This window comes from Duganella sp. GW821-FHT07F09 (assembly GCF_059418705.1).
Window position 1 is genome coordinate 811,867 of record NZ_JBWKQJ010000001.1, and the last position, 20,572, is coordinate 832,438.

At 64.0% G+C, this 20,572-nt stretch carries 18 protein-coding genes and 1 pseudogene; 7 read left to right on the forward strand and 12 right to left on the reverse strand.

Annotated features, from left to right (window positions below):
- Positions 1-83 precede the first annotated feature (83 nt).
- The gene (locus AC07P1_RS03720; RefSeq protein ID WP_494694555.1) at positions 84-1,166 is read left to right on the forward strand and encodes a patatin-like phospholipase family protein; all 1,083 of its coding nucleotides are present in this window, start codon (positions 84-86) and stop codon (positions 1,164-1,166) included.
- A gap of 147 nt (positions 1,167-1,313) precedes the next feature.
- Positions 1,314-3,047: a methyl-accepting chemotaxis protein gene (locus tag AC07P1_RS03725; RefSeq protein WP_494694556.1), complete on the forward strand. Its 1,734-nt coding sequence runs from the start codon at positions 1,314-1,316 to the stop codon at positions 3,045-3,047.
- Positions 3,048-3,200: 153 nt separating this feature from the next.
- Here AC07P1_RS03725 and hemW read toward each other — a convergent pair whose 3' ends face one another.
- The 3 genes from hemW to AC07P1_RS03740 are packed head-to-tail and all read right to left on the reverse strand — an operon-like array spanning position 3,201 to position 5,538.
- Entirely contained in the window at positions 3,201-4,478 is a 1,278-nt protein-coding gene (gene hemW, locus AC07P1_RS03730; RefSeq protein ID WP_494694557.1) for a radical SAM family heme chaperone HemW, read from the reverse strand.
- Positions 4,475-5,059 carry an RdgB/HAM1 family non-canonical purine NTP pyrophosphatase gene (gene rdgB, locus AC07P1_RS03735; protein ID WP_363499720.1) on the reverse strand — a complete coding sequence of 195 codons (585 nt, stop codon included), beginning with the start codon at positions 5,057-5,059 and terminating at the stop codon, positions 4,475-4,477. Before rdgB ends, hemW begins: the two co-directional genes overlap by 4 nt.
- Before the next feature lie 23 nt (positions 5,060-5,082).
- Positions 5,083-5,538: an Lrp/AsnC family transcriptional regulator gene (locus AC07P1_RS03740; RefSeq protein WP_494694558.1), complete on the reverse strand. Its 456-nt coding sequence runs from the start codon at positions 5,536-5,538 to the stop codon at positions 5,083-5,085.
- A gap of 125 nt (positions 5,539-5,663) precedes the next feature.
- On the opposite strand from AC07P1_RS03740, the gene AC07P1_RS03745 reads away from it, so the two are divergent.
- Positions 5,664-6,197: an RBBP9/YdeN family alpha/beta hydrolase gene (locus AC07P1_RS03745; protein ID WP_494694559.1), complete on the forward strand. Its 534-nt coding sequence runs from the start codon at positions 5,664-5,666 to the stop codon at positions 6,195-6,197.
- Here the strand turns inward: AC07P1_RS03745 and rph are convergent.
- Genes rph through AC07P1_RS03760 form a run of 3 tightly spaced genes read right to left on the reverse strand, consistent with a single transcriptional unit; the run spans position 6,194 to position 9,009 of the window.
- A complete protein-coding gene (gene rph / locus AC07P1_RS03750) occupies positions 6,194-6,940 on the reverse strand; it encodes a ribonuclease PH (protein WP_494694560.1) in 747 nt (248 codons plus the stop codon). The two genes, AC07P1_RS03745 and rph, sit on opposite strands and share 4 nt — an antisense overlap.
- Positions 6,941-6,967: 27 nt before the next feature.
- The gene (locus AC07P1_RS03755) at positions 6,968-7,936 is read right to left on the reverse strand and encodes a PP2C family protein-serine/threonine phosphatase (RefSeq protein ID WP_494694561.1); all 969 of its coding nucleotides are present in this window, start codon (positions 7,934-7,936) and stop codon (positions 6,968-6,970) included.
- Between the two features lie 50 nt (positions 7,937-7,986).
- Complete coding sequence (locus tag AC07P1_RS03760) at positions 7,987-9,009, reverse strand: serine/threonine protein kinase (RefSeq protein ID WP_494694562.1); 1,023 nt, start codon at positions 9,007-9,009, stop codon at positions 7,987-7,989.
- Positions 9,010-9,098: 89 nt separating this feature from the next.
- Between AC07P1_RS03760 and AC07P1_RS03765 the strand changes: the two genes are divergently transcribed.
- From AC07P1_RS03765 to AC07P1_RS03775, 3 genes are all read left to right on the forward strand, one after another.
- Positions 9,099-9,989, forward strand: a complete 891-nt coding sequence (locus tag AC07P1_RS03765; RefSeq protein ID WP_494694563.1) for a YicC/YloC family endoribonuclease — start codon at positions 9,099-9,101, stop codon at positions 9,987-9,989.
- 160 nt (positions 9,990-10,149) lie between these two features.
- On the forward strand, positions 10,150-10,746 hold the full coding sequence (locus AC07P1_RS03770; RefSeq protein ID WP_494694564.1) for a DUF6088 family protein: 597 nt from the start codon (positions 10,150-10,152) through the stop codon (positions 10,744-10,746).
- Positions 10,739-11,752 (forward strand): nucleotidyl transferase AbiEii/AbiGii toxin family protein, encoded by a 1,014-nt coding sequence (locus AC07P1_RS03775; RefSeq protein WP_494694565.1) that lies wholly within the window; start codon positions 10,739-10,741, stop codon positions 11,750-11,752. Before AC07P1_RS03770 ends, AC07P1_RS03775 begins: the two co-directional genes overlap by 8 nt.
- 220 nt (positions 11,753-11,972) lie before the next feature.
- On the opposite strand, the gene AC07P1_RS03780 is transcribed toward AC07P1_RS03775, so the two are convergent.
- The 3 genes from AC07P1_RS03780 to AC07P1_RS03790 form a co-directional block, all read right to left on the reverse strand.
- A complete protein-coding gene (locus AC07P1_RS03780) occupies positions 11,973-12,392 on the reverse strand; it encodes an ester cyclase (RefSeq protein WP_494694566.1) in 420 nt (139 codons plus the stop codon).
- A 37-nt stretch (positions 12,393-12,429) separates the two neighbouring features.
- Complete coding sequence (locus AC07P1_RS03785; protein ID WP_494694567.1) at positions 12,430-14,160, reverse strand: alpha-L-fucosidase; 1,731 nt, start codon at positions 14,158-14,160, stop codon at positions 12,430-12,432.
- Positions 14,161-14,372: 212 nt separating this feature from the next.
- Complete coding sequence (locus tag AC07P1_RS03790; protein WP_494694568.1) at positions 14,373-16,523, reverse strand: exo-alpha-sialidase; 2,151 nt, start codon at positions 16,521-16,523, stop codon at positions 14,373-14,375.
- Positions 16,524-16,859: 336 nt separating this feature from the next.
- Between AC07P1_RS03790 and AC07P1_RS03795 the strand changes: the two genes are divergently transcribed.
- Complete coding sequence (locus AC07P1_RS03795; RefSeq protein ID WP_494694569.1) at positions 16,860-17,783, forward strand: GntR family transcriptional regulator; 924 nt, start codon at positions 16,860-16,862, stop codon at positions 17,781-17,783.
- Between the two features lie 286 nt (positions 17,784-18,069).
- Here AC07P1_RS03795 and AC07P1_RS03800 read toward each other — a convergent pair.
- From AC07P1_RS03800 to AC07P1_RS03810, 3 genes and pseudogenes are all read right to left on the reverse strand, one after another.
- Positions 18,070-18,327 (reverse strand): annotated as a pseudogene (locus AC07P1_RS03800) (BrnA antitoxin family protein); the annotation flags it as partial.
- Between the two features lie 133 nt (positions 18,328-18,460).
- Entirely contained in the window at positions 18,461-18,727 is a 267-nt protein-coding gene (locus tag AC07P1_RS03805; RefSeq protein ID WP_494694795.1) for a BrnT family toxin, read from the reverse strand.
- A gap of 137 nt (positions 18,728-18,864) precedes the next feature.
- Positions 18,865-20,523: a DUF5597 domain-containing protein gene (locus tag AC07P1_RS03810; protein ID WP_494694570.1), complete on the reverse strand. Its 1,659-nt coding sequence runs from the start codon at positions 20,521-20,523 to the stop codon at positions 18,865-18,867.
- Positions 20,524-20,572: the final 49 nt, after the last annotated feature.

Here is a 20,572-nt window from a genome sequence, read left to right on the forward strand (position 1 = left end):
TACGAGCCGCCGACCACGCACGCATTGGCGGATTACGCTGCGCTAATCCACCCTACGTATTTCCTACTTCACGCATACACCGCATGTCGTCGCCAATTAACATCCGTCTGGGCCAGCGCGCCCGCCAGCGCATTGCGCAGGAAGGCATGCTCGCCTCCGACATCGCCATCATCCCGGCCGCCGCCGGCGGCCCCAAAGGACTGATCCTCAACGGCCTCGATCAATGGCTGTTCGGCTCCTGGCTCAAGACCGCCCCGCGCCCGCGTAAACTGGTCGGCGCCTCGATCGGCGCCTGGCGCATGGCCGCTTCCGCCTTCGACGATCCGGCCGCCGCGCACAAACGCCTGGCCCACCTGTACGCCCATCAGCGCTATCCCGCCAAGGTCACCGCAGCCTACGTCAGCCAGACCTGCCGCGCGCTGCTCGACGAACTGCTCGACGGCCGCGCCGCCGAAGCGGTCGACCATCCGCACCACCACGTCAGCGTGCTGACCGCGCGCGGCACAGGCGCGCTGGCTCGGACCAACGGCGTGCGCTGGCGCGAGATGGCCGGCTTCCTGCTGGCCGCCGCCGGCAACGCCGTCTCGCGCGACCGCCTGGCCGGCGCGATGGAGCGCGTGGTCTTCCACAACCGCCGCGACGACGCCCAATGGTTGCGCGAGCCGTTCGACGCTTTCGCCGGCCACTTCGTCGATCTGTCGGCGGCCAACCTGCGCGACGCCCTGCTGGCCTCCGGCTCGATCCCGCTGGTGCTGGAGGCGGTGACGGCCATCGCCGGCGCGCCCGACGGCGCCTACTGGGACGGCGGCTTGATCGACTACCACCTGCACCTGCCCTACCAGCGCGACCCGGGCCTGGTGCTTTACCCGCACTTCAGCGACTACATCGTGCCGGGCTGGCTGGACAAGTCGATGCCCTGGCGCCGCGCCGGCGGCAACGGCGATCCCGCGCTCGACAACCTGATCCTGGTCTCGCCGTCGGCATCCTTCGTCGCCACGCTCCCCAACGGCAAGCTGCCGGACCGCAAGGACTTCACCGCCTACGGCCAGGACCACGCCGGCCGCATCCGCGACTGGACGCGCGCCATCGCCGAGAGCGAACGCATGGCCGAAGCCTTCGCCCGCTGGTGCGAAAAGCCCGACTTAAAGGCAATATTGCCTTTCTAGTCAAGACACATTGTTTCATATCCGCAACATAAATTCACTGACCACATGACCTTGCGCAAGGCGGGGTGCATACTTCGCCTATCAAGCCGCGCCACCTCGGCGCCGCCCTCCATTTAGCCTCGTCTGTTGTTGTCATCGGAGTAAATCATGAACTTTCTGTCGCATACGCGCATCGGAACCCGCCTCGCCATCGCGTTCGCCATCGTCCTGCTGCTGGCGGTCGTCGCCACCACGGTGGGGCTGGTCAACGCCCGCAGCAACGCCGCCGCCACCAAGCAAATGATGGAGCAACCGCTGGCGAAGGAACGCCTGGTGTCGGACTGGTACGTGCTGATCTACTCCGCCGTCGCCCGCACCGAACTGATCGCGCGCAGCAAGGACGACACCTTGCCGGTGGTGTTCGCCGACACCATCGCCGCCAGCACCAAGCGCGGCGGCGAGTTGCTGGGCAAGGTCAAGGAACTGCTGTCCAGCGACGAGGAACGCAAGCTGTACGACGCCACCATCGCGCTGCGCGCCGCCTACCAGAAGGCCAAGAACGACGTCGGCGACATCCGCAAAACCGGCGACGACGCCGCCGCCGAAGCGACCTACCGCGACAAGTTCCTGCCGGCCGCCGAGGCGTACAAGAACAAGGTCAACGAGCTGCTTGGCTATCAGCGCAAGGCCATCGACGACACCGCGCGCGCGATCGACGACGCCAACGCGCGCAGCAACACGCTGCTGCTGATCCTGACGGTGCTGATGGTCGCGATCGGCTCGTTGGCGGCATGGATCATCTCGCGCTCGATCACGGCGCCGCTCAAGTCGGCGATCGACATCGCCGCGACGGTCGCCAACGGCGACCTGACCACCCGCTTCGACGGCCCCACGTCGCGCTCCGAAATCGGCGAACTGATGACCGCCCTGAAGGGCATGAACGACTCGCTGCGCAATGTCGTCAACCAGGTGCAGGTCGGCACCAAGACCATCGCCAGCGCCTCCAACGAAATCGCCGCCGGCAATATGGACCTCTCGCAGCGCACCGAGGAACAAGCCAGCTCGCTGGAGGAAACCGCGTCGTCGATGGAGGAACTGACGTCGACCGTGCGCCAGAACGCCGAAAACGCCCGCCAGGCCAACCAGCTGGCGCACGCCGCCTCCGACGTGGCCGAACGCGGCGGCTCGATCGTCGGCCAGGTGGTCAACACCATGGGCACGATCAACGACTCGTCGCGCAAAATCTTCGACATCATCAGCGTCATCGACGGCATCGCCTTCCAGACCAACATCCTGGCGCTGAACGCGGCGGTGGAAGCGGCGCGCGCCGGCGAGCAGGGGCGCGGCTTCGCGGTGGTCGCCTCGGAGGTGCGCAATCTGGCGCAGCGCTCGGCGGCGGCGGCCAAGGAGATCAAGGAGTTGATCGGCAATTCGGTCGAGCAGGTCGACATCGGCTCCAAGCTGGTGCAGCAGGCCGGCAGCACGATGAACGAGGTGGTCGACAGCGTGCGCCGCGTGACGGACATCATGGGCGAGATCACCTCGGCCAGCAGCGAGCAAAGCATCGGCATCGACCAGGTCAACACCGCGATCACGCAGATGGACCAGGTCACGCAGCAGAACGCCGCGCTGGTCGAGGAAGCTGCCGCGGCGGCGGCCAGCATGCAGGAACAGGCCGAGCGCCTGGCCGATGTGGCGTCGTCGTTCAAGCTGGATCAGGAGGAAAGGCGCCAGACGCTGGCGGCGCCGCCGGCCGCGCGCAAGATCGCCGTCAAGGCGCCGGTCCGTCCGGCGCCCGCCGCGCCGAAAAAGCCCGCCGTGCGGCTGGCGTCGTCCAGCGCCAGCAGCAATGCCCGCAAGCCCGCCACGGTCGGCAACGACAAGGACTGGGAAGAGTTCTGACCGTGACGCGGAATGACCACGGCGACACGTAGGGCGGATTAGGCGGAACGCCGTAATCGGCCATGCCTGCGCCGCGGGCTGCTCATGCATGGCCGATTACGCTGCGCTAATCCGCCCTACGTGATCACGTGGGCATGCAATTGTCTCGCCGCGTCAGGCCGTCAGGAACATCTGCTGCAAATCGTTGAGGAAACGCTGGCCCAACTCGGTGGGCCGGATCACTTTGTAATCCCGGTACAGCAAGCCCTTGGCCTCGGCGGCGTCGAGGCTTTTCTCGATCGCGTTCAAACTCAATCCGGTGCGCTCGCTGAACAGGTTCGGATCGAAGCCGCCGTGCAGGCGCAACGTGTTCAACATGAACTCGAAGCCCATGTCCTCGCGCGCGATCTCGTACTCCTCCTGCACCGGCGCGCCCAGCCTGACCTGCTCCATGTAGGCCTTCGGCTGCTTGTAGCGCGCCTGCCGCAGTATGCGATGCGGGAACGATATCTTCGAATGCGCCCCGGCGCCGATACCGAGATAATCGCCAAACTCCCAGTAATTCAAATTGTGGCGCGCGCGGTGGCCCTCCTTGGCGTACGCCGACACCTCGTACTGCTGGTAGCCATTGGCGGCGGTAAGTTCGGCGATCATGTCCTGCATGTCCGCGCTGGCGTCGTCGTCGGGCAACGACGGCGGATACTTGGCGAACAACGTGTTCGGCTCCATCGTCAGGTGGTACAGCGACAGGTGCGGCGGCTTGAACGACATCGCCGTCTCCACGTCGAGCCTTGCCTCCTCCAACGTCTGCGACGGCAGCGCGTACATCAAATCCAGATTGAAGTTGTCGAAGTTGGCGAGCGCGATATCGACCGCGCGCCGCGCCTCGTTGTCGTCATGGATGCGGCCCAGCGCCGTCAGGTGGCGCGCGTTGAAGCTCTGGATGCCGATCGACAGCCGGTTGACGCCGCTGGCGCGGTAGGACTTGAACTTCTCCGCCTCGAAGGTGCCCGGATTGGCCTCCATCGTGATCTCGACGTCGCTGTCGAGCGGCAGCAAGGTGCGCACGTCCGACAGCAGGCGGTCCAGGCCGGCCGCCGACATCAGGCTCGGCGTGCCGCCGCCGATGAAGATCGTGTAGATCTTGCGGCCCCAGATCAGCGGCAGCGCCATTTCCAGGTCGGCGCGCATGGCGTCCAGGTATTCCTGTTCAGGGAAGGCGCCGCCCTCCTTCGCCTCGTGCGAGTTGAAGTCGCAATAAGGACACTTCTTCACGCACCACGGGAAATGGATGTACAGCGACAGCGGCGGCAGCGCCGACAGGTTCAGCGAGCCGCTTTGCAGGTACTTGAGCGCGACGCCGGCCGCGTCGCCCAGGTCGGCGCTTGCCGCATTCGGTGAAGCCGGTGAAGCCGCCTTGCCGCCGGCTCCGACGATTTTGATCGGAATCATTTCAGTTTCTCTACCAGCGCGCGCAATGCCTGGCCGCGATGGGACATGGCGTTTTTCTCGTCGGCGGTCAGCTCGGCCGCGCACTTGCCCAGCGCCGGGATGAAGAAGTAGGGGTCGTAGCCGAAGCCGCCGTTGCCGCGCGGCGTGGCGATCATCTCGCCGTTCCAGCGGCCGTCGGCGATGACCGGCTGCGGATCGTCGGCGTGGCGCAGGTACACCAGCACGCAATAGTAGTAGGCCGATTTGTCGGCGTGCGCGGCCAGGTCGGCGATCATTTTCTCGTTGTTGCGGGCGTCCGATTTCGGCTCGCCCGCGAAGCGCGCCGAGTACACGCCGGGGGCGCCGCCCAGGGCGTTGACGCACACGCCGGAATCGTCCGCCAGCGCCGGCAAGCCGGTCAGGCGCGACGCGTGGCGCGCCTTTTGCAGTGCATTTTCGACAAATGTGTGAAAAGGCTCATCCGCCTCGGGCACGCCGAACTCGCCCTGCGCGTGGACGGAAAAGCCCACCGTGGACAGCAGTTCGTTGAATTCCTTGAGTTTGCCGGCGTTGTTGGAGGCGAGGATCAGGCGTTGGGTCATGGGAATCGGCAGGGCCACTAAAGCTAGGAAGCCGACATTGTAAACCCTTTGCCCGGATAGGTCGCCAGCACGATCGAAGTCGAGACGGCGCCGAAAGCCGCCAGCTTGTCGATCACTTCTTCCAGCTGGCTCATGGTGGCGACCGTGGCACGTACGATGAAACAGTCCTCGCCGGTGATGCGGTCCGAGGCGACGATGGCCGGCGTGCCCGCAAACAGCCGCAGGCAGGGCTCGATCTTGTCGTGTGTGGTCTTGAGCCGTATGAAGGCGCTGATCTCCAGTCCGGCGCTGCGTGGATTGATGCGCGCGCCATAGCCTTCGATCACCCCCTCCTCTTCCATCCGCTGGATGCGCGCCGTCACCGCCGGTTGCGACAGGCCGACCTGCTTGCCGATCTCGGTGTTGGTGTAGCGTGCATTCTGCTGCAACAGGTCGAGGATGCGTTTATCCAGCCTGTCCAGCGCGCGCCTTGAAGTCATCAGAAAAACCCTCGGAATTGTTCGATATTGCTCGTATCGAGCAGCAATTTCATTTGCCAGCCCATGTGACAACGGCAGCTTAGCCCGCATACTGGACAAGGTCAACAACAACGAGGAAACGAACTATGCGGAAACTAATCGTGCCGGGCATCGGCAACTCCGGTGCGGAACACTGGCAAACGCTGTGGCAGCAAAGCCACGCCTGCGTCTCGCGCATCGAGGTCGCAGATTGGAACGAGCCGCAATGCGCCGACTGGGTGGCTGCCATTGAACGCGCCATGCGGGCAAGCGGGCCGGATACGTTGATCGTCGCGCACAGCCTGGGATGCCTCGCGGTGGCACATTGGACGGCTTCGGCGGGGCGGGCGGCGTGCCGCGCGGCGGTGCTGGTGGCGGTGCCCGATCCGCATGGACCGGCCTTCCCCGCCGCCGCGCACGGTTTTGCGCCACTGCCTGAACAACGGTTCGATTTCCCCAGCCTGATCGTCGCCAGCGACAATGATCCATACGCCAGCATCGAGCATGCGCGGCACTACGCCAACGTATGGGGTAGCCGCCTGCACTACGCCGGCGCGCTGGGGCACATCAATGCCGCCAGCGGACTCGGCACATGGGATAAAGGATGGGAACTGCTGGAAGAACTCAGTCGATCAACTTAAGCGTTCAAGCCCAGCACCTGCTTCTGCAATTTGATCAAATCGGCGATGCCGCCCTGCGCCAGGTCGAGCAGGCGGTTCATGCCGGCGCGGTCGAACGCCGCGCCCTCGGCCGTGCCCTGCACCTCGATGAAGTGGCCGGCGTCGTTCATCACCACGTTCATATCGGTATCGCAGCTCGAATCCTCGACATAGTCCAGGTCCAGCACCGGCACGCCCTGATACACGCCGACCGAGATCGCCGCCACGAAACCCTTGAGCGGAATGGCCGGCACCGCGCCGCGCGCGACCAGTTTGGAGAACGCGTCATGCGCGGCGACCATGGCGCCGGTGATCGACGCGGTGCGGGTGCCGCCATCGGCCTGGATCACGTCGCAGTCCAGGTGCAAGGTGCGCTCGCCGAACGCCTGCAGATCGAAGGCGGCGCGCAGCGAGCGGCCGATCAGGCGCTGGATCTCCTGCGTGCGACCCGACTGCTTGCCGCGCGCGGCCTCGCGGTCCATGCGCGTGTGGGTCGAACGCGGCAGCATGCCGTATTCGGCCGTCATCCAGCCTTGGCCCTTGCCCTTCAGGAAACCGGGCACCTTGTCCTCGATGCTGGCGGTGCAAATGACCTTGGTGTCGCCGCATTCGATCAGCACCGAGCCTTCGGCGTGCTTGGTGTAATCGCGGGTCAGGCGCAGGGTGCGCAGGGCGTCGACGGCGCGGCCGCTGGGCCGGGCGAAGGTGGGTGTTGCTAAGGTCATACGGTGTCCTTGTGAATTGTGTGGGGATTATTTGAGAATCTGGGAGGATTTTTCGATCGCGCCGCGTATCTCGGCGATGGCTTTTTCAATTTCATCGTCGTCGAAGGCGGCATCCATAGCGGCCGTCGATGGATCCAACTCCGTCCGAACCGGCCCGCCCTGGATGGTGGTGCTGTGCAGGTCCTGCGGCAGCGCCTCGGTGGAAATCACCGTCGGCATGCCGCCCGCCGTCGTCGCGCCCATGCCGTCGACCACCGAACTGCCCTGCCACATGATGGCCAGCGCGGTGACGTTGTCGCTGCCGTCGCCGGCCGCGACCAGCGCCGCCCGCAGCAGGTCCGGCACGGCCCGCACCACCGTGTGCGCGTGCATGCGGCGCGCCATTTCATCGTCCGGCAGCATAGACCACAAACCGTCGGAGCACAACAGCAGCTGGTCGCCCGGCAGCAGCCCCCCGCCGCCCGACATCTCCACCTTCGGCAGGCTGTCGGCGCCCAGGCAGTTATACAGCTTGTTACGGTCCGGGTGGGTGGCGCGCTCGGACGCCGCCACCAATCCCTTGGCGATCAGGCTTTCGATATGCGAGTGGTCGCGCGTGCGCGCCAGGATGCGGCCGTCGCGCAGCCAATACAGGCGCGAGTCGCCGCAGTGCGCCCAGGTCGCCGTGTTGTGCTGGATCAGGCAGGCGACGATGGTGGTGCGCGGCGTCTCCGCCATGTCGTGGGCCTTGCGGTAGTCGTGGATGTCCTGGTGCGCGGCCGTGAAAGCCTCCTCGAGGAAGCGCTGCGGCTTTTTCACGTAGGGCGTGGCCTGCTGCTGGAACATGGCCGAAATGGTTTGCAGCGCGACGGCGGCGGCGATCTCGCCGCGCAGGTGGCCGCCCATGCCGTCGGCCAGCACCAGCAGCAAGGCGTCACGCGTAAAGCTGTAGCCCATGCGGTCCTGGTTGACCTTGCGGCCGCCGATGTGGCTTTCCTGATACACGGAGAATTGCATTGTTTGCCTTCGCAGTCGCCTTGTTTAACGTGACCAGTACCCAGTCCCGATCAGACAAGTGTATCCGGTCCGGCCTTAGCCTTCGGTCCTGCAGCGCCACCGAGCCGTCCGACCAGGCCGCGCAGGCCGCCGCCGAGCTTCTCGATGATGCCCCGCCGTGCCTGCGCCGGGGGCGGCGGCTCCGGCGGCGCCACCGACGCCTGCAGCACCTTCTGCAGCGCGAACAGGCTTTGCGGCCGCTCCAGCGGGTCGACCATCAGGCACCAGCGCACCAATTGCACCAGCTCCGGTGTGTAGCCGCCGGCGAGCTTTTCAAAGTGTCCGGCCATTTTATCCTCGGTCTTGCGCTGGTCGGCCGGCTGCGGCGGCGAACCGACCATGCAGGCGAACATCGACGCGCCGATGCTGTAGACGTCCGACCACGGCCCCAGGCCGCCGGTTTTGACGTACAGCTCCGGCGGCGCGAAGCCCGGCGTGTACATCGGCGCCAGGGTCGGCATGTCGTTGTTGACGGTCTGGCGCGCCGCGCCGAAGTCTAACAGCATCGGCGTGCCGTCGGTGCGCAGGTAGATATTGGCCGGTTTCAGGTCCAGGTGCAGCAGCTTGTTGGCGTGTACCTCGCGCAGGCCCTTGAGCACCTGAATAAAGATCGTTCGGATGAAGGCCTCGCCCACTTTGCCGCCTTTGGCGCGCTGGCCCTGGATATGCTCCTGCAGCGAATGGCCCGATTCGTAGGCCATGACCATGTAGACGGTATCGTGGGCGCGGAAGAAGTTGAGCACGCTGACGACGTTGGGATGGGAGATGCGCGCCAGCGCCCGGCCCTCCTCGAAGAAGCATTTGAGGCCGATCCGGAACACCGGCAGGTTGGCGCGCGAGACGGTCGGCGCCAGCTCGCCGTCCTGGCGCAGCGCAAGCGAACTGGGCAAATACTCCTTGATGGCGACCGCCACCCCGTCGGGGTCGTACGCGAGGTAAACAATACTGAACCCACCGGACGCAATTTTCTTTACAATGCGATATCCAGCAATTTCCAGACCATCGGGTAACGGGGCGTTGTTTTGTGCAGCCATAGGATTCCTCGCCTCAACACACCGGATTGTGTGGATAAATCACTGTTTTGTAAAGATTAAATCGGGGACATCCATTGAGCATTTCCAGCATGACGGGCTACGCAGTCGCCACCAGTGAAAGCGCGGCGGGCACACTGACGATCGAAATCAAGAGCGTCAACTCGCGCTTTCTCGACCTTCAGTTTCGAATAAACGACGATTTGCGCGCGCTCGAACCCGATTTGCGCTCGGCGGTCATGGCCGCCATCACGCGCGGCAAGGTCGAGCTGAGGCTCAGTTTCGGCCGTAAAGCGGCCACGGCCGGCACGCAGGCGCTCAACCTGCCCCTATTGACCGAATTACAACGACTGCAACAAGAAGTCGGCGCGCACTTCCCCGCCGCGCCGACCATGACCGTGGCCGAACTGCTGCGCTGGCCCGGCGTCATCGAGGAAGCCCAGATCGGCCAGGAGTCGCTGCAGGCCGACGTCGCCGCGCTGACCGCGCGCACGGTCGAGGCCTTCGTCGTCAGCCGCCAGCGCGAAGGCGCCGCGCTCGAAGCGATGCTGACCTCGCGCATCGAGGCGATGGAAGTGATCGTCAAGCGCATCACGCCGCTCATCCCGCAGGTGGTCGCCGCCTTCCAGCAAAAAGCCGTCGAGCGCATGCAGGACGCGCTGGGCCTGGCCTGCCAGGGCTCGAATTCGGCGTTGTCGCGCCAGGACGCGCTGGAGCGCATCCGCCAGGAAGTGATCCTGTACGGCATCCGCATCGACGTCGCCGAGGAGCTGGGCCGGCTGTCGGCGCACCTGACGGAGACGCGCCACATCCTGAAAAAGGGCGGCCAGGTCGGTAAGCGCCTGGACTTCATGATGCAGGAACTCAACCGCGAAGCGAACACGCTGGGCGCCAAGGCCTCGGTCAAGGAATTGGCGGACGCCTCGATGGAGCTCAAACTGCTCATCGAGCAGATGCGCGAACAGGTGCAGAACCTGGAATAACGGAAAGGAGCGGCAACGCTCCTTTTTTTCGCCCCGCCTCCTTGAAGCGCCGTCTCGCGCCACTCCCCCGTTAAGAACCGTTTTATCACCGCACAAATCAGCGACGGTTGAAAAGTGTCAGAAAATAGCGCATACTTCTTTCATTCAGGAGAAATTCACCATGCAGACCCTTGCCAAACAAGTCTTACAGCACGCCGCAGAACTGCCGGAAGGCACGCCTCTGGTCGCGAAAGGATTGCTTCACTTGGGGAATCGGGCAGCGGTCGATCAGGTGCTATCCCGCCTCGTCCGGCGCGGCGCCCTGCTGCGCGCCAGCCGTGGCATCTATGTTCTGCCTGTAAAAACCCGCTTCGGCAACCGCGCGCCATCGACCGCCAAGATGGTCGAGGGATTGGCCAACCACTGTGGGGAAACCATCGTGCCGCATGGCGCAGCGGCGGCCAACGCGCTGGGACTAACCAAGCAAGTACCAATGCGTGCGATTTACCTCACGTCAGGCCCTAGCCGCCGCTTGAAGTTGGGCGCGCAAACGGTCGAGCTGCGGCACGCCGCGATTTGGCAATTGATTTTTCCCGGACGCGCCGCAGGCGAAGTCGTCCGAGCACTTGCCTGGCTGGGACCAGAAAAGTCCGTGGACGCGGTACGCAAGCTACGCGCCAAGTTGCCCTCAGCGGAGCTGAACGAAATCGCCTCGGCGCGGCCCCGCCTGCCGACCTGGATGGCTCAAGAAATTAGTACGCTGGTGATGCATGCCTGATTTTTTCCAGCTCGCCGTCGACGAGCGACTGGACGCTTTGAATGCCGCCGCAGATGCGTCGGGCCTCCCGCCCCATCTTTTGGAAAAAGACATATGGGTAGTCTGGGCTTTGCGGCATTTGTTTTCAGGCCCTTATGCCGAGCAACTGGTATTCAAAGGTGGCACCTCCTTGTCGAAGGCATACGGCGTTATCCGGCGCTTCTCCGAAGACGTGGATCTGACTTACGATATTCGTGCCATTGCCGGCGATCTGGTGGGCGATGCAGATACGCCACTGCCTGCCACTAAAAGCCAAGAGAAGAAATGGAGCAAGGAAATTCGTGTACGCCTGGCCGACTGGGTGAGCACCGAAATCGTGCCTCGCTTGCAGCGCGACCTTGAACAGTCCAACTTGCCGGCCACGGTGCGGGCCGAAGGCGACACGATATTTATCGAATACACGCCTCTGTCCACCGGGACCGGCTATGTGGCCCCTGCGGTCAGGCTGGAGTTCGGCGCCCGCTCCACCGGAGAGCCAAACGAACAGCGCACGGTACATTGTGACGCGGCCGCATATCTGCCGGACGTAGAGTTTCCGACCGCGACGCCACAAGTCATGCGCGCCGAACGCACCTTCTGGGAAAAATCCACGGCAATCCACGTTTTCTGCGCTCAAGGCGAGTTTCGTGGCGGGGACCGCTTCGCGCGCCATTGGCATGACATTACGCGACTCGACAGCGCCGGTTTCGTCGATGCCGCGCTCGCAGACAAAGCGCTCGCCAGCGCAGTGGCTGATCATAAGGGCATGTTCTTTTCAGAAAAAGACACCCAAGGAAAGTCCATCGACTATCACGCCGCAGTCGCGGGCGGACTACAGTTGGTGCCCGATGATGGCGCTCTAGCCAAGTTGCGAATCGACTATCAGCATATGATCGATGACGGCCTGTTTCTTGATGACGCCGAGCCATTTGAGACCTTGATGGAGCGTTGCCGAGTGATTCAGCAGAAAGCCAACCCCAAACGGTGATTGTGAGAGCGCCTCAAATGAAGCCAAGCTTTTTTAGCGACTGGCGTTGGCTCCACCGAGGTCACACCCACATTGAAGCTCAGTTATGTGACCGTGGAGGATGACGCTTGCGGCTCGGTACCCGCTGTAGTAATTTCGTCGTACTCGCCAGTATGTTCCTTGTCGATACCAATGTCGTATCGGAATTACGAAAGGCACGACAAGGCAAGGCCCAAGGGGTTCAATTCGATGGCGCGGCACCGATTTGCTGTAACAAGCCAAGCATATCGGGCTGGCCGCGCTCTTCAACGAACTTGCCGTTGGAGAGACGGTAGAGGTTCATGGCTTGCACGGCGATCTTCTTCCCGGTAGGCGCTACACCGAAGAATGGTCCTTGATGTGTGCCGCGCATCGTAAACCGGGCGGCCACTTTATCGCTCTCGGCCACCATCTCTTCCAGGGTCCACTGAATGTCGGGGAATCCTTCGCGCATCATGCCGATGATGGCGAGATAACCAGCCGGCCCTTGCATTGGCTCCGGACGTCCCGGCACATGAAAGATTGCCTCCGTCGAGATGAGTTCGTTAGCCAATGCTTCGCTGGCGGTGTTGATGAACTCGACAAACTTCTGCATGGTGAGTTTGTTTGCTTCTGATGTCATGGTAATGCTCCTTTATCGAAGGATTTTTCGCGATGTGCTACCTGATGTTAAAACCAACCGCCGTGGCGAACGACATCCCCTCGGGCACGGTGATGACGAGGGCGTCGTCGTCCTGCTTCCAGCGCAAGGGCGCGCCCGCATGGCCGAGCAACGTGACGGAGGCGACCGGCTTACCCAAGCGATTGGCGGCGCGGCCCAGCGAAGCGATGCGGAGTTCGCTGCCGGCGGCGGGAACCGCCATGCTGTACGCGTAGAGCGAGCCGTCACCACCCACCGTGAAGCGGAAATCCTTGGGACCGAAGCGGAACTCGGCCTGCTCTTTTCCGATTTTTCCGCCAGGCAGGGTGCGCAACTTTCCGCCTTCGCCCTCGCCGGGCACGACCCAGGCCTTGCTGCCGTAGATGCCCTGGCCGTTCAAGCGCATCCAGGCGCCGACCTCCTCCAGCATGCGGGTGCTGCCGGCGTCCAGCGAACCGTCGGGCAGCGGCGAAATGCAGATGGCGATATTGCCGTCGCGCGACACCTGCTCAAGGATATAGCGGATCACCGCGCCCGAATCGTAGGTGAAGCCGGGCCCGTAGTACCAATCCCCCACCGGCGTTTCCGCGATCCACGCCTGGTCGGACTTGATGCCGTCCGGGACGCTGCCCTCCTCCGTGTTCACGGTGCCGTTGGTGGTCGGCCGGAACTTGATGATGCTGAAGGTGTCGACCTTGCCGCGCTTTTTCAGGGTCTGATTGTAGAAATCGGCGATCACGCGCTGCGTCGCATCGGACTTGATGCCGGTGCCGGTGTGGGTTCCGCTAAACGGTTGCGGCCCCGTGCCATCGGTATAGATGAAATCGGGATCGTAGCGCTCCACCACGTCCATCATGCGCAGCGCCCATTGGGTGGCATACCACTTCGTATACGCGGTGTGGCGGCTGAACAGGCCGGCCGGCGGCGGATTCCAATCCGTCTGGGCCGCCGCGGCGACGCCCTTGTATTCGCGCAGGTCGACGTTGTAGAGCCGGCGCGGATCGAGCCCTTCCCACCACTTTCCCTTGCCGTCGGCCATGGTCAGGCCGCCATCGTAGGGAACGCCGGCCAGCGGCCCCTGCTTGTCGCTGCCGAAGGCGGTTTGCCACCACCACCACGAATATTCATGATGGAAGGCCACGCCATAGCGCATGCCGGCCTCCCTGGCCGCCTTGGACCACTCACCGACCAGATCGCGCTTCGGGCCCATGCGGGTCGAATTCCACGGCTGGTAGCGCGAGTCCCACAGGTCGAAATTATCGTGATGCACGCCTTGGACGATCAGGAAGCGCGCGCCCGCCGCCTTGTACAGCGCCGTCAATTTGGCGGGATCGAGCTTGCTCGGATTCCAGTCGCGCAGCATTTCCTTGTAGCCGACGCGCGATGGATGCCCCTGGTTCTTGAGGTGGTTGTCGTAGGCCGGCGTGCCGGGCGCGTACATCCGGCGGGCATACCAGTCGCCGCTCATGCCGGCCGCCTGCGGTCCGAAATGCACCCAGATGCCGAATTTCGCTTCGCGCAGCCAGGCCGGCGTGCCCGGGTAGTTTTTCTCGATCGATTCCCAGGTTGGTTCGAAAGGGCCTGCCGTGATCGGCAACGCCAGCTTCACTTCCGGCACGGAATCGTGGGCGGCCATGTCCACACTGTCCTGCGGCAGCGGCGACGGCAGCGCCGGCATGGGCGGCATCGGAGGCAACCGCGACGGCGGGGCGGCGTGGGCGGCGTGGGCGGCGATCGTGGCTGCGAGCATGCCTGCCAGGAGCACTCGGCCCGGGACTTTCTTCGTGTGCAAAGATTTCATTTACAGGTGTCTCGAATGGGTAGTTTGGCTAGATGATAACCCAAATTGTTCCACATATATAATAAACATTTACTACAAAATCTTGCAGGTTGTCCCGATGTTTTATGTAACCGCCGCCGTCGGCAATCGCTGACGGCGGCGTCCCCTTCACTACGCCAGGCTTACGGCCGGCCCACCACGATCCCCCTGCCCGCCGTGCTCATGTAGACCACGCCGAAGGTGTTCATGTCGCCGACGACGAATCGACCATTGCCCGGACCGCCGTACTGGTGGGCGTTGTCGTTGATCCGCGTCCAGGTCTGGCCGGTGTCGGTGGAGCGGAACAAGCCGCGCACGCCGCCGACCGTGCCCCAGATGAAGACGGTCGGATAAGTCGCGCCCGCCGCCGCCTTGCCGAAGCCGACCGCGCCGCAGTAGCTGACGTTGGCGAAGGTGGTGAATTGCCAGCCGGAGCTGGTGGTGCGCGCCAGGCCGCCACCGTAGAGCGGCACCCAGATGTCGCCCTCGCGGCCGGGCACCGCGCGGATCACGTCGCTGCCGCCGGCGGCCAGCGTGTTGTACTGCCAGAACGACGCGCCGCCGTCGGTGCTGATCATGAAAGCGCCATTGGCCGGATTGTGCACATAGAACTTATTGTTGTTGACCGGATCGCCCAGCGGACGCGCGTTGCTCACGCCCAGTCCGCCGACGGCCGTCCAGTTCGTGCCCAGGTTGGTCGAACGGTAGGTGGTGGAAGAATTTTCCGGGCTGTGCAGCAACACGCCGCCGCTGGCCGACAGCGCCACCTGGCCCTTGGCGCCGTTGATGGTCGCCTGCGTCCAGTTGGTGCCGCCGTTGGCGGAGCGGTACATCGCGTTGCCGACGCGAACAACCGTGCCGGTGTTGGCGTCCGCCACCGCCAGGCCGGTGGTCGTGCCCATCGTCGGCGTGTACATCGGGTTGGTGTAGCTCTGGGTGTTGTAGTGCTGGAAGCCGTCGACATCGCCCAGCGCCGACAGCAGCGGGCCGCCGGCGATGCTGTTGATGTTCAGCGGCACCGTCTCCTCCAGGCCCTTGGTGTTGAAGGTCCAGGTGGTCGTGGTGGCGTCGATGTCGCTGGTCTTGAAGATGCCGTTGCCGGACGTGACCCAGACGGTCTTGGTGTTGAACGGATCGAACGCCACCGTGCCGGCCCAGTGGATCGACGAACCGGCGATCCAGTTGATGCCGCCGGTGTCCTTGGCGAAGCCGCGCGCGACGACGTCGGTCCACGCCGCGCCGCCGTTGGTCGAGATATACACCCGGTCGCCCCAGCTGTTGCCCTGCTGGGCGTACTGGTTGACCGACGAGGCGATCAGGCGCTGGGCATTGTTCGGGTCGACGCTGATGCCGCTGAACGCGACCGTCACGCCGGCCGGCGTGACGTTGGTCCAGGCGCCGTTGGCGATCGCGTATTTCCAGATCTGGCCGCTGTTCATCGGCTCCGTGCCGGACTGGTTGCCGTGCGGGCCGGCGCCGTTGGCGTAGGTGATGTACAGGTTGCCGGCGCCGTCGAAGGCGGCGCGCTGCGGCATCAGGTTGGCCGGGCCGCCGGAGACGGCGCTGAACGAGCCGCCGGCGTTGTCGCTGCGATAAAAGTTGGCGCCGGCCGAACCGTAGCGCGACACGCCGACGAACAGGCGCTGGGCCACGCCGCCGGACACGCTGGCCGGATCGGCCATGACCACGCTGATGCCGTTCTCGTTGGCCGTGGTCGTCACGTTGAGGGCGTTCACCTTGGTCCACGCCGCGCCGGCGTTGGTGCTCTTGAACAGGCCGTTGGCGCGCGTGCCCAGGTACAGCACGTTGCTCGAACCCGGATCGACCACCATGCGCTCGCCGTTCTGGCGCCCCATGCCGTTGCCGTGCGCCTTGAACTGGGCGGTCACGTCGGTGGTGGAGAAGGTGGCGCCGTAGTCGGTCGAACGCAGCACGGCGCTCTTGCCGCCATTGAAGTAGCTGATGCCGACGTACAGGTAGACGTTGGCCGCGTTCTTGGGATCGACCGCCAGCGATTCGACGCCGAGGTAGCCGGTCTGGTCGTCCGCCACCCAGTCGAGCATGGACACCCAGCGCGCGGCCGAATTGTCCCAGCGGAAGGCGCCGCCGACGTCGGTACGGGCGTACACCACGCCCTGGGCCTTGCTGGGAATGACGGCCGAGACGAACCCGCCGCCGCCCATGGCGACGGTGTCCCAGGTATAGGCGGCGGCGGGCTGCTGGGCCGCCACGACCATCGCGCCGGCGGCCACCAGGGGCCGGGCCGCGACGAGCACTGCATTAATCCATTTCATCTTACTTGTCTCCTTATGATTTGTTGTATATATGGATGACAGCGAAGCCGCCTTCCCCGGGCGGGGCCGACGGCTCCGTTTCCGCGCCGGCCGCCGACATCCCTCCCCCGACGGCAAACGTGAAAACCTAATAAACATATATCAAACAATTCAGAAGGCGAACCGCAAACGTGTTGTGCACGCGAAATCATTCCGCTATTTGATGAATTTCATAATGGCGTAAACTTGCAAAATTCAAGGCAGTAAACTACCGCCGCGACACGCGAGTACCAATCGTGGTGTATTCTATGTATTCAATACACTACGCCGCCACAACGGCGCCCCGCACCACAAAACATGGCCAAACTTCCCATCACCACCCGGCGCAGCATCAACCTGCTGCTGGACCACGCCGCCAACCACCTGGCCGTTGGCGATCCCCTGCCCACCGAAATGCGCATGACCGAGATCGTCGCCAGCAGCCGCACCGCCGTGCGCAGCGCGCTGGCCCATTTGGTCGACCATGGATTGGTGGCCGGCATGAAGCAGCGCTATTTGCTGCGCAAGCCAAGGCCGGACGACTACTTCGACGTGGCCGAACTGCACAGCGCCACCGAGCAGCTGCAGCAAGTGCTGATGGAGCGCATCTACGAGCGCGATTTGCCGCCGGGCGCCGAGTTCACCGAGGTCGAGCTATCGCGCGCTGCCGGGGTCAGCACCATCGCCGTGCGCGAATTCCTGATCGGCTTCTCGCGCAACGGCATGATCGCGAAAAACCCGCGCGGCGGCTGGCGCCTGTGCGCCTTCGACACCAAATACGCCCAGGAGCTGGGCGAGGTGCGCGAGATGTTCGAATTGAAGGCGATCGAAAAAATCGCCGAGCTGGCGCCGGACGACCCGGCCTTCGCCAGGCTGCGCGAGCTGCTGGCGCGCCACGAGGCGCTGGGCCGCGAACCGGCCGAGAGCCACGCGGAATTCCCCGCGCTCGACCGCGAGTTCCACACCTTCCTGATTGGCCTGCTGGACAACCGTTTCGCCGAGAGCCTCAACGACGTCGTCTCCATGGTCTACCATTACCACTACCAGTGGGACAAGCGCGACGAGATCCCGCGCAACCAGTACGCGCTGCAGGAGCACCTGGCGATCCTGCGTCCGCTGGCCGAGGGCGACGTCGCCGCCGCGCTGGCGGCGATGCGGGTCCACCTGGGCTCGTCGCGCTCGACCATGCTCAACGCGCTGCGCAAGCGCGACGCCGGGCACGGCCGCGATCAGGCGGCGTGACGCAGGCGCCCCCGACGGCCAACTCCGCCTCAGTGGGCGTCGCGTCGCTGACGAAGTGTCTTTAATATATCGTATCGAGTTCAGCCATTCGGGCGTTACCCACGTCCACCGTATAAATCTGAGCGCGTGCCGCCTCCGCCATGCCCAGCCCTTTGAGGTGTTGCTTCACCTTCGCTTTCGCTTCGCTGTCATCAATGGCCACCACCAGGAACTCGCCAAGCTGGTCGGTTTCTTTCTCTAGCCGGCAAACGGTGGCATGGAAGCGGCGCGCCAGCATATTGCGCGCTTGAAGGTGCTCACGCAGCGCCGCGTTCACGCGGGTTTGCCAGCCTTCGCCGGTTGCCTTGAAAGAGTCCAGCACATCACTGTCGAGCCGCATCGTGGTGGGTACCTTGGGGGCGTCTTTGGTCGGTCGGCCCCGAGGGCGGCGGGGGGCGAGGCTGGCCGGGGTGAAATCGGCCATGGTGTCCTCGGCCTGCGGCGGATTGTCCGGATCGCTCAGCGCGGCGGCAGTGATGGCGGCGTCTTCTTCCGGCGTTGGCATGAGGAGCTGTTGTGCCTTGCGTCGCCGCGCTTCCGCGCGGGCGGAATCGAGAACCAAAGCATCGACACCCGCGCGCGCCGCAGGAGGCGCAGGCGTATCGAGGACCATGGCGGCTTGCTCCGCGTCCAGTTCGTTACTTTTGCGCTTCGACATAATCTTTTACCTCTCTTGAATTCGCTTTTCGCAGGCTGATGATACGGCGTCGATCTTCCCTGTCCACATACACCACACAGTAAAGCCGATTATCGATAGGTGCGAACGCTATGTATCTATCCTCCCCGTAGTCCTCTCTATTGTCCAATTTTTCCAATGCCGTGAACCAGTCGATATTTTCCGCTTCGGCCAGCGAAACACCATGTTTCGCCTGGTTGCTCACGTCCTTGTTCGGATCATAAGTGATGTCCGTTCATTTATTGTACGTACATAAAAAATAGCAGTCAAATGTTTTATGTACGTACATTAAATTGACTTGATCTTGCGACTCAATCCATTTGGCATGCGGCCGACGCGACGCCGCCGCCGATCGGATAGCCCGCCTCAGTACGTCCCCATGCGCACTTTCAGGACGGTGGGACGGGCCGGCAGGTTCAGGCCGGAATCGACCTGGTCGCCGTTCCAGTTGCGCTCCATGATCCATTTTCCCGCCGCGTCGAAGCGGCCTTCCTCAACGCGCAAATACATGGCCGGTTTGCTGGCGTTGGCGCCTGCGCCGCCGAAGTGCAAACGCACCTGCTGGCCGATCACGATGAACTCGTTGTCGCCGGTTTGCGCGAACGCGGCGCCGCCGGTGGGGAACTCGGTGCCGGGCGGGAAATCCTGCTTGTTGGCCGAATGCGCGACGGTGCCCATGTGCCATTCACGGAAGATCGCGTTGACGCTCCAGTTCCCCATGGTGATGGTTTGCGGCGTGCGCTCGTCGCTCTCGGCGATGCCGTGGGTGCGCCCCTCCATCGCCCAGGTCGCCCACATCCGCTCCATCGGCCGGAACGCCGCGTAGATCTTGCCGAACGGCGCGGCCATGGCCTTGTCGGCCGTCCGCGCCCCCAGCGGATAGTTGGTGTAGTCGGCGTAGTCGACGCCGAACGGCGCGACACCGATCGCGCCGCGTCCCAGTATCTGGTAGATATAGCGCGCGAAGTAAGGCGCGTTGGCCATCTCCGGGATGAACAGGGCGTTGTCCGGGCGCTGGTATTTGGCCAGGTTGCCCGCCACCTGCTCCGACTCCTTGCCGTACAGGTCAGCGGCGGAGATGTCGATATGGGGGGCCGCCGCCTGGTAGATGTCGATCACGTCATAGGTCGGGCCGCCGGCGTTGAAATTGTTCTTCCACGGCGTGGCCGGCGCGACCGAATCGCGCACGGCGGCGTTGACGAACATCGGCAGGTTGTAGACCGCGCGCCCGGCCTTGGCCATCTTGCCGATGTAGCTGGCCATCGAATACGCCAGGAAATACTCTTCCGCATATGGGCCGTAGACCTCGGACCAGGTCCCGCTGGCGGCGCCGGGCACGGGCGGCTTCTTTTTCGCCAGCACGGCCGCCGGCACCGGCTGGCGGAACGCCGCCTCCGCCTTCGGACTGTAGTCGCGCGTGCTGTTGAACGTGCCGACCTCGTTCTGGACCTGCACCATGATCACGGTGCGGTCGGCCTCGTCGGTCTTCTTCAGGTGCGCCATGAAGGCGACGAAGGCCCTGGTGTCGGCCTTCAAGGTCTCCTCGCCGTAGGTCGACAGGCAGTAGGTCGGCTTGCCCTCCTTGTCGAGCATGCGCGGGAAACGCTGGTTATTGGTCCTGACCCACTCCGGCGCATATTGCGGACGCGTGTTTTTATAGGTGCCAAACCACAGCAGCACAAGACGCACCTTGTTCCGGCGCGCCTGCGCCACCAAGGTGTCGACGTAGCTGAAATCGAATTTGCCCTCAACCGGCTCGACCTGCTCCCAGGCGACCGGGATTTCCAGCGTGTTGGCGTGCGCGTCCCTGACGGCGGACCACACTGGCTCCAGCGCGCCGGGATAGTTGCTCGAGTTGTGGGCCTGCACGCCAAGCATCGTGAACGGCTGGCCGTCGACCATCAGCGCGTGGCGGCCGTTTTTTTGGACAAGCTGTGGGATGGCGGCGGCCCCGGCGTCAAGATGGGCCGACGAAAGCAAGAACATGCACATGGCGGTGACCAAGCGGCTGGAACTTTTCTTCATGGGGTGGATACCAAAAATGGACAAGGGGTCCGAGCATAGGACCGCGCGC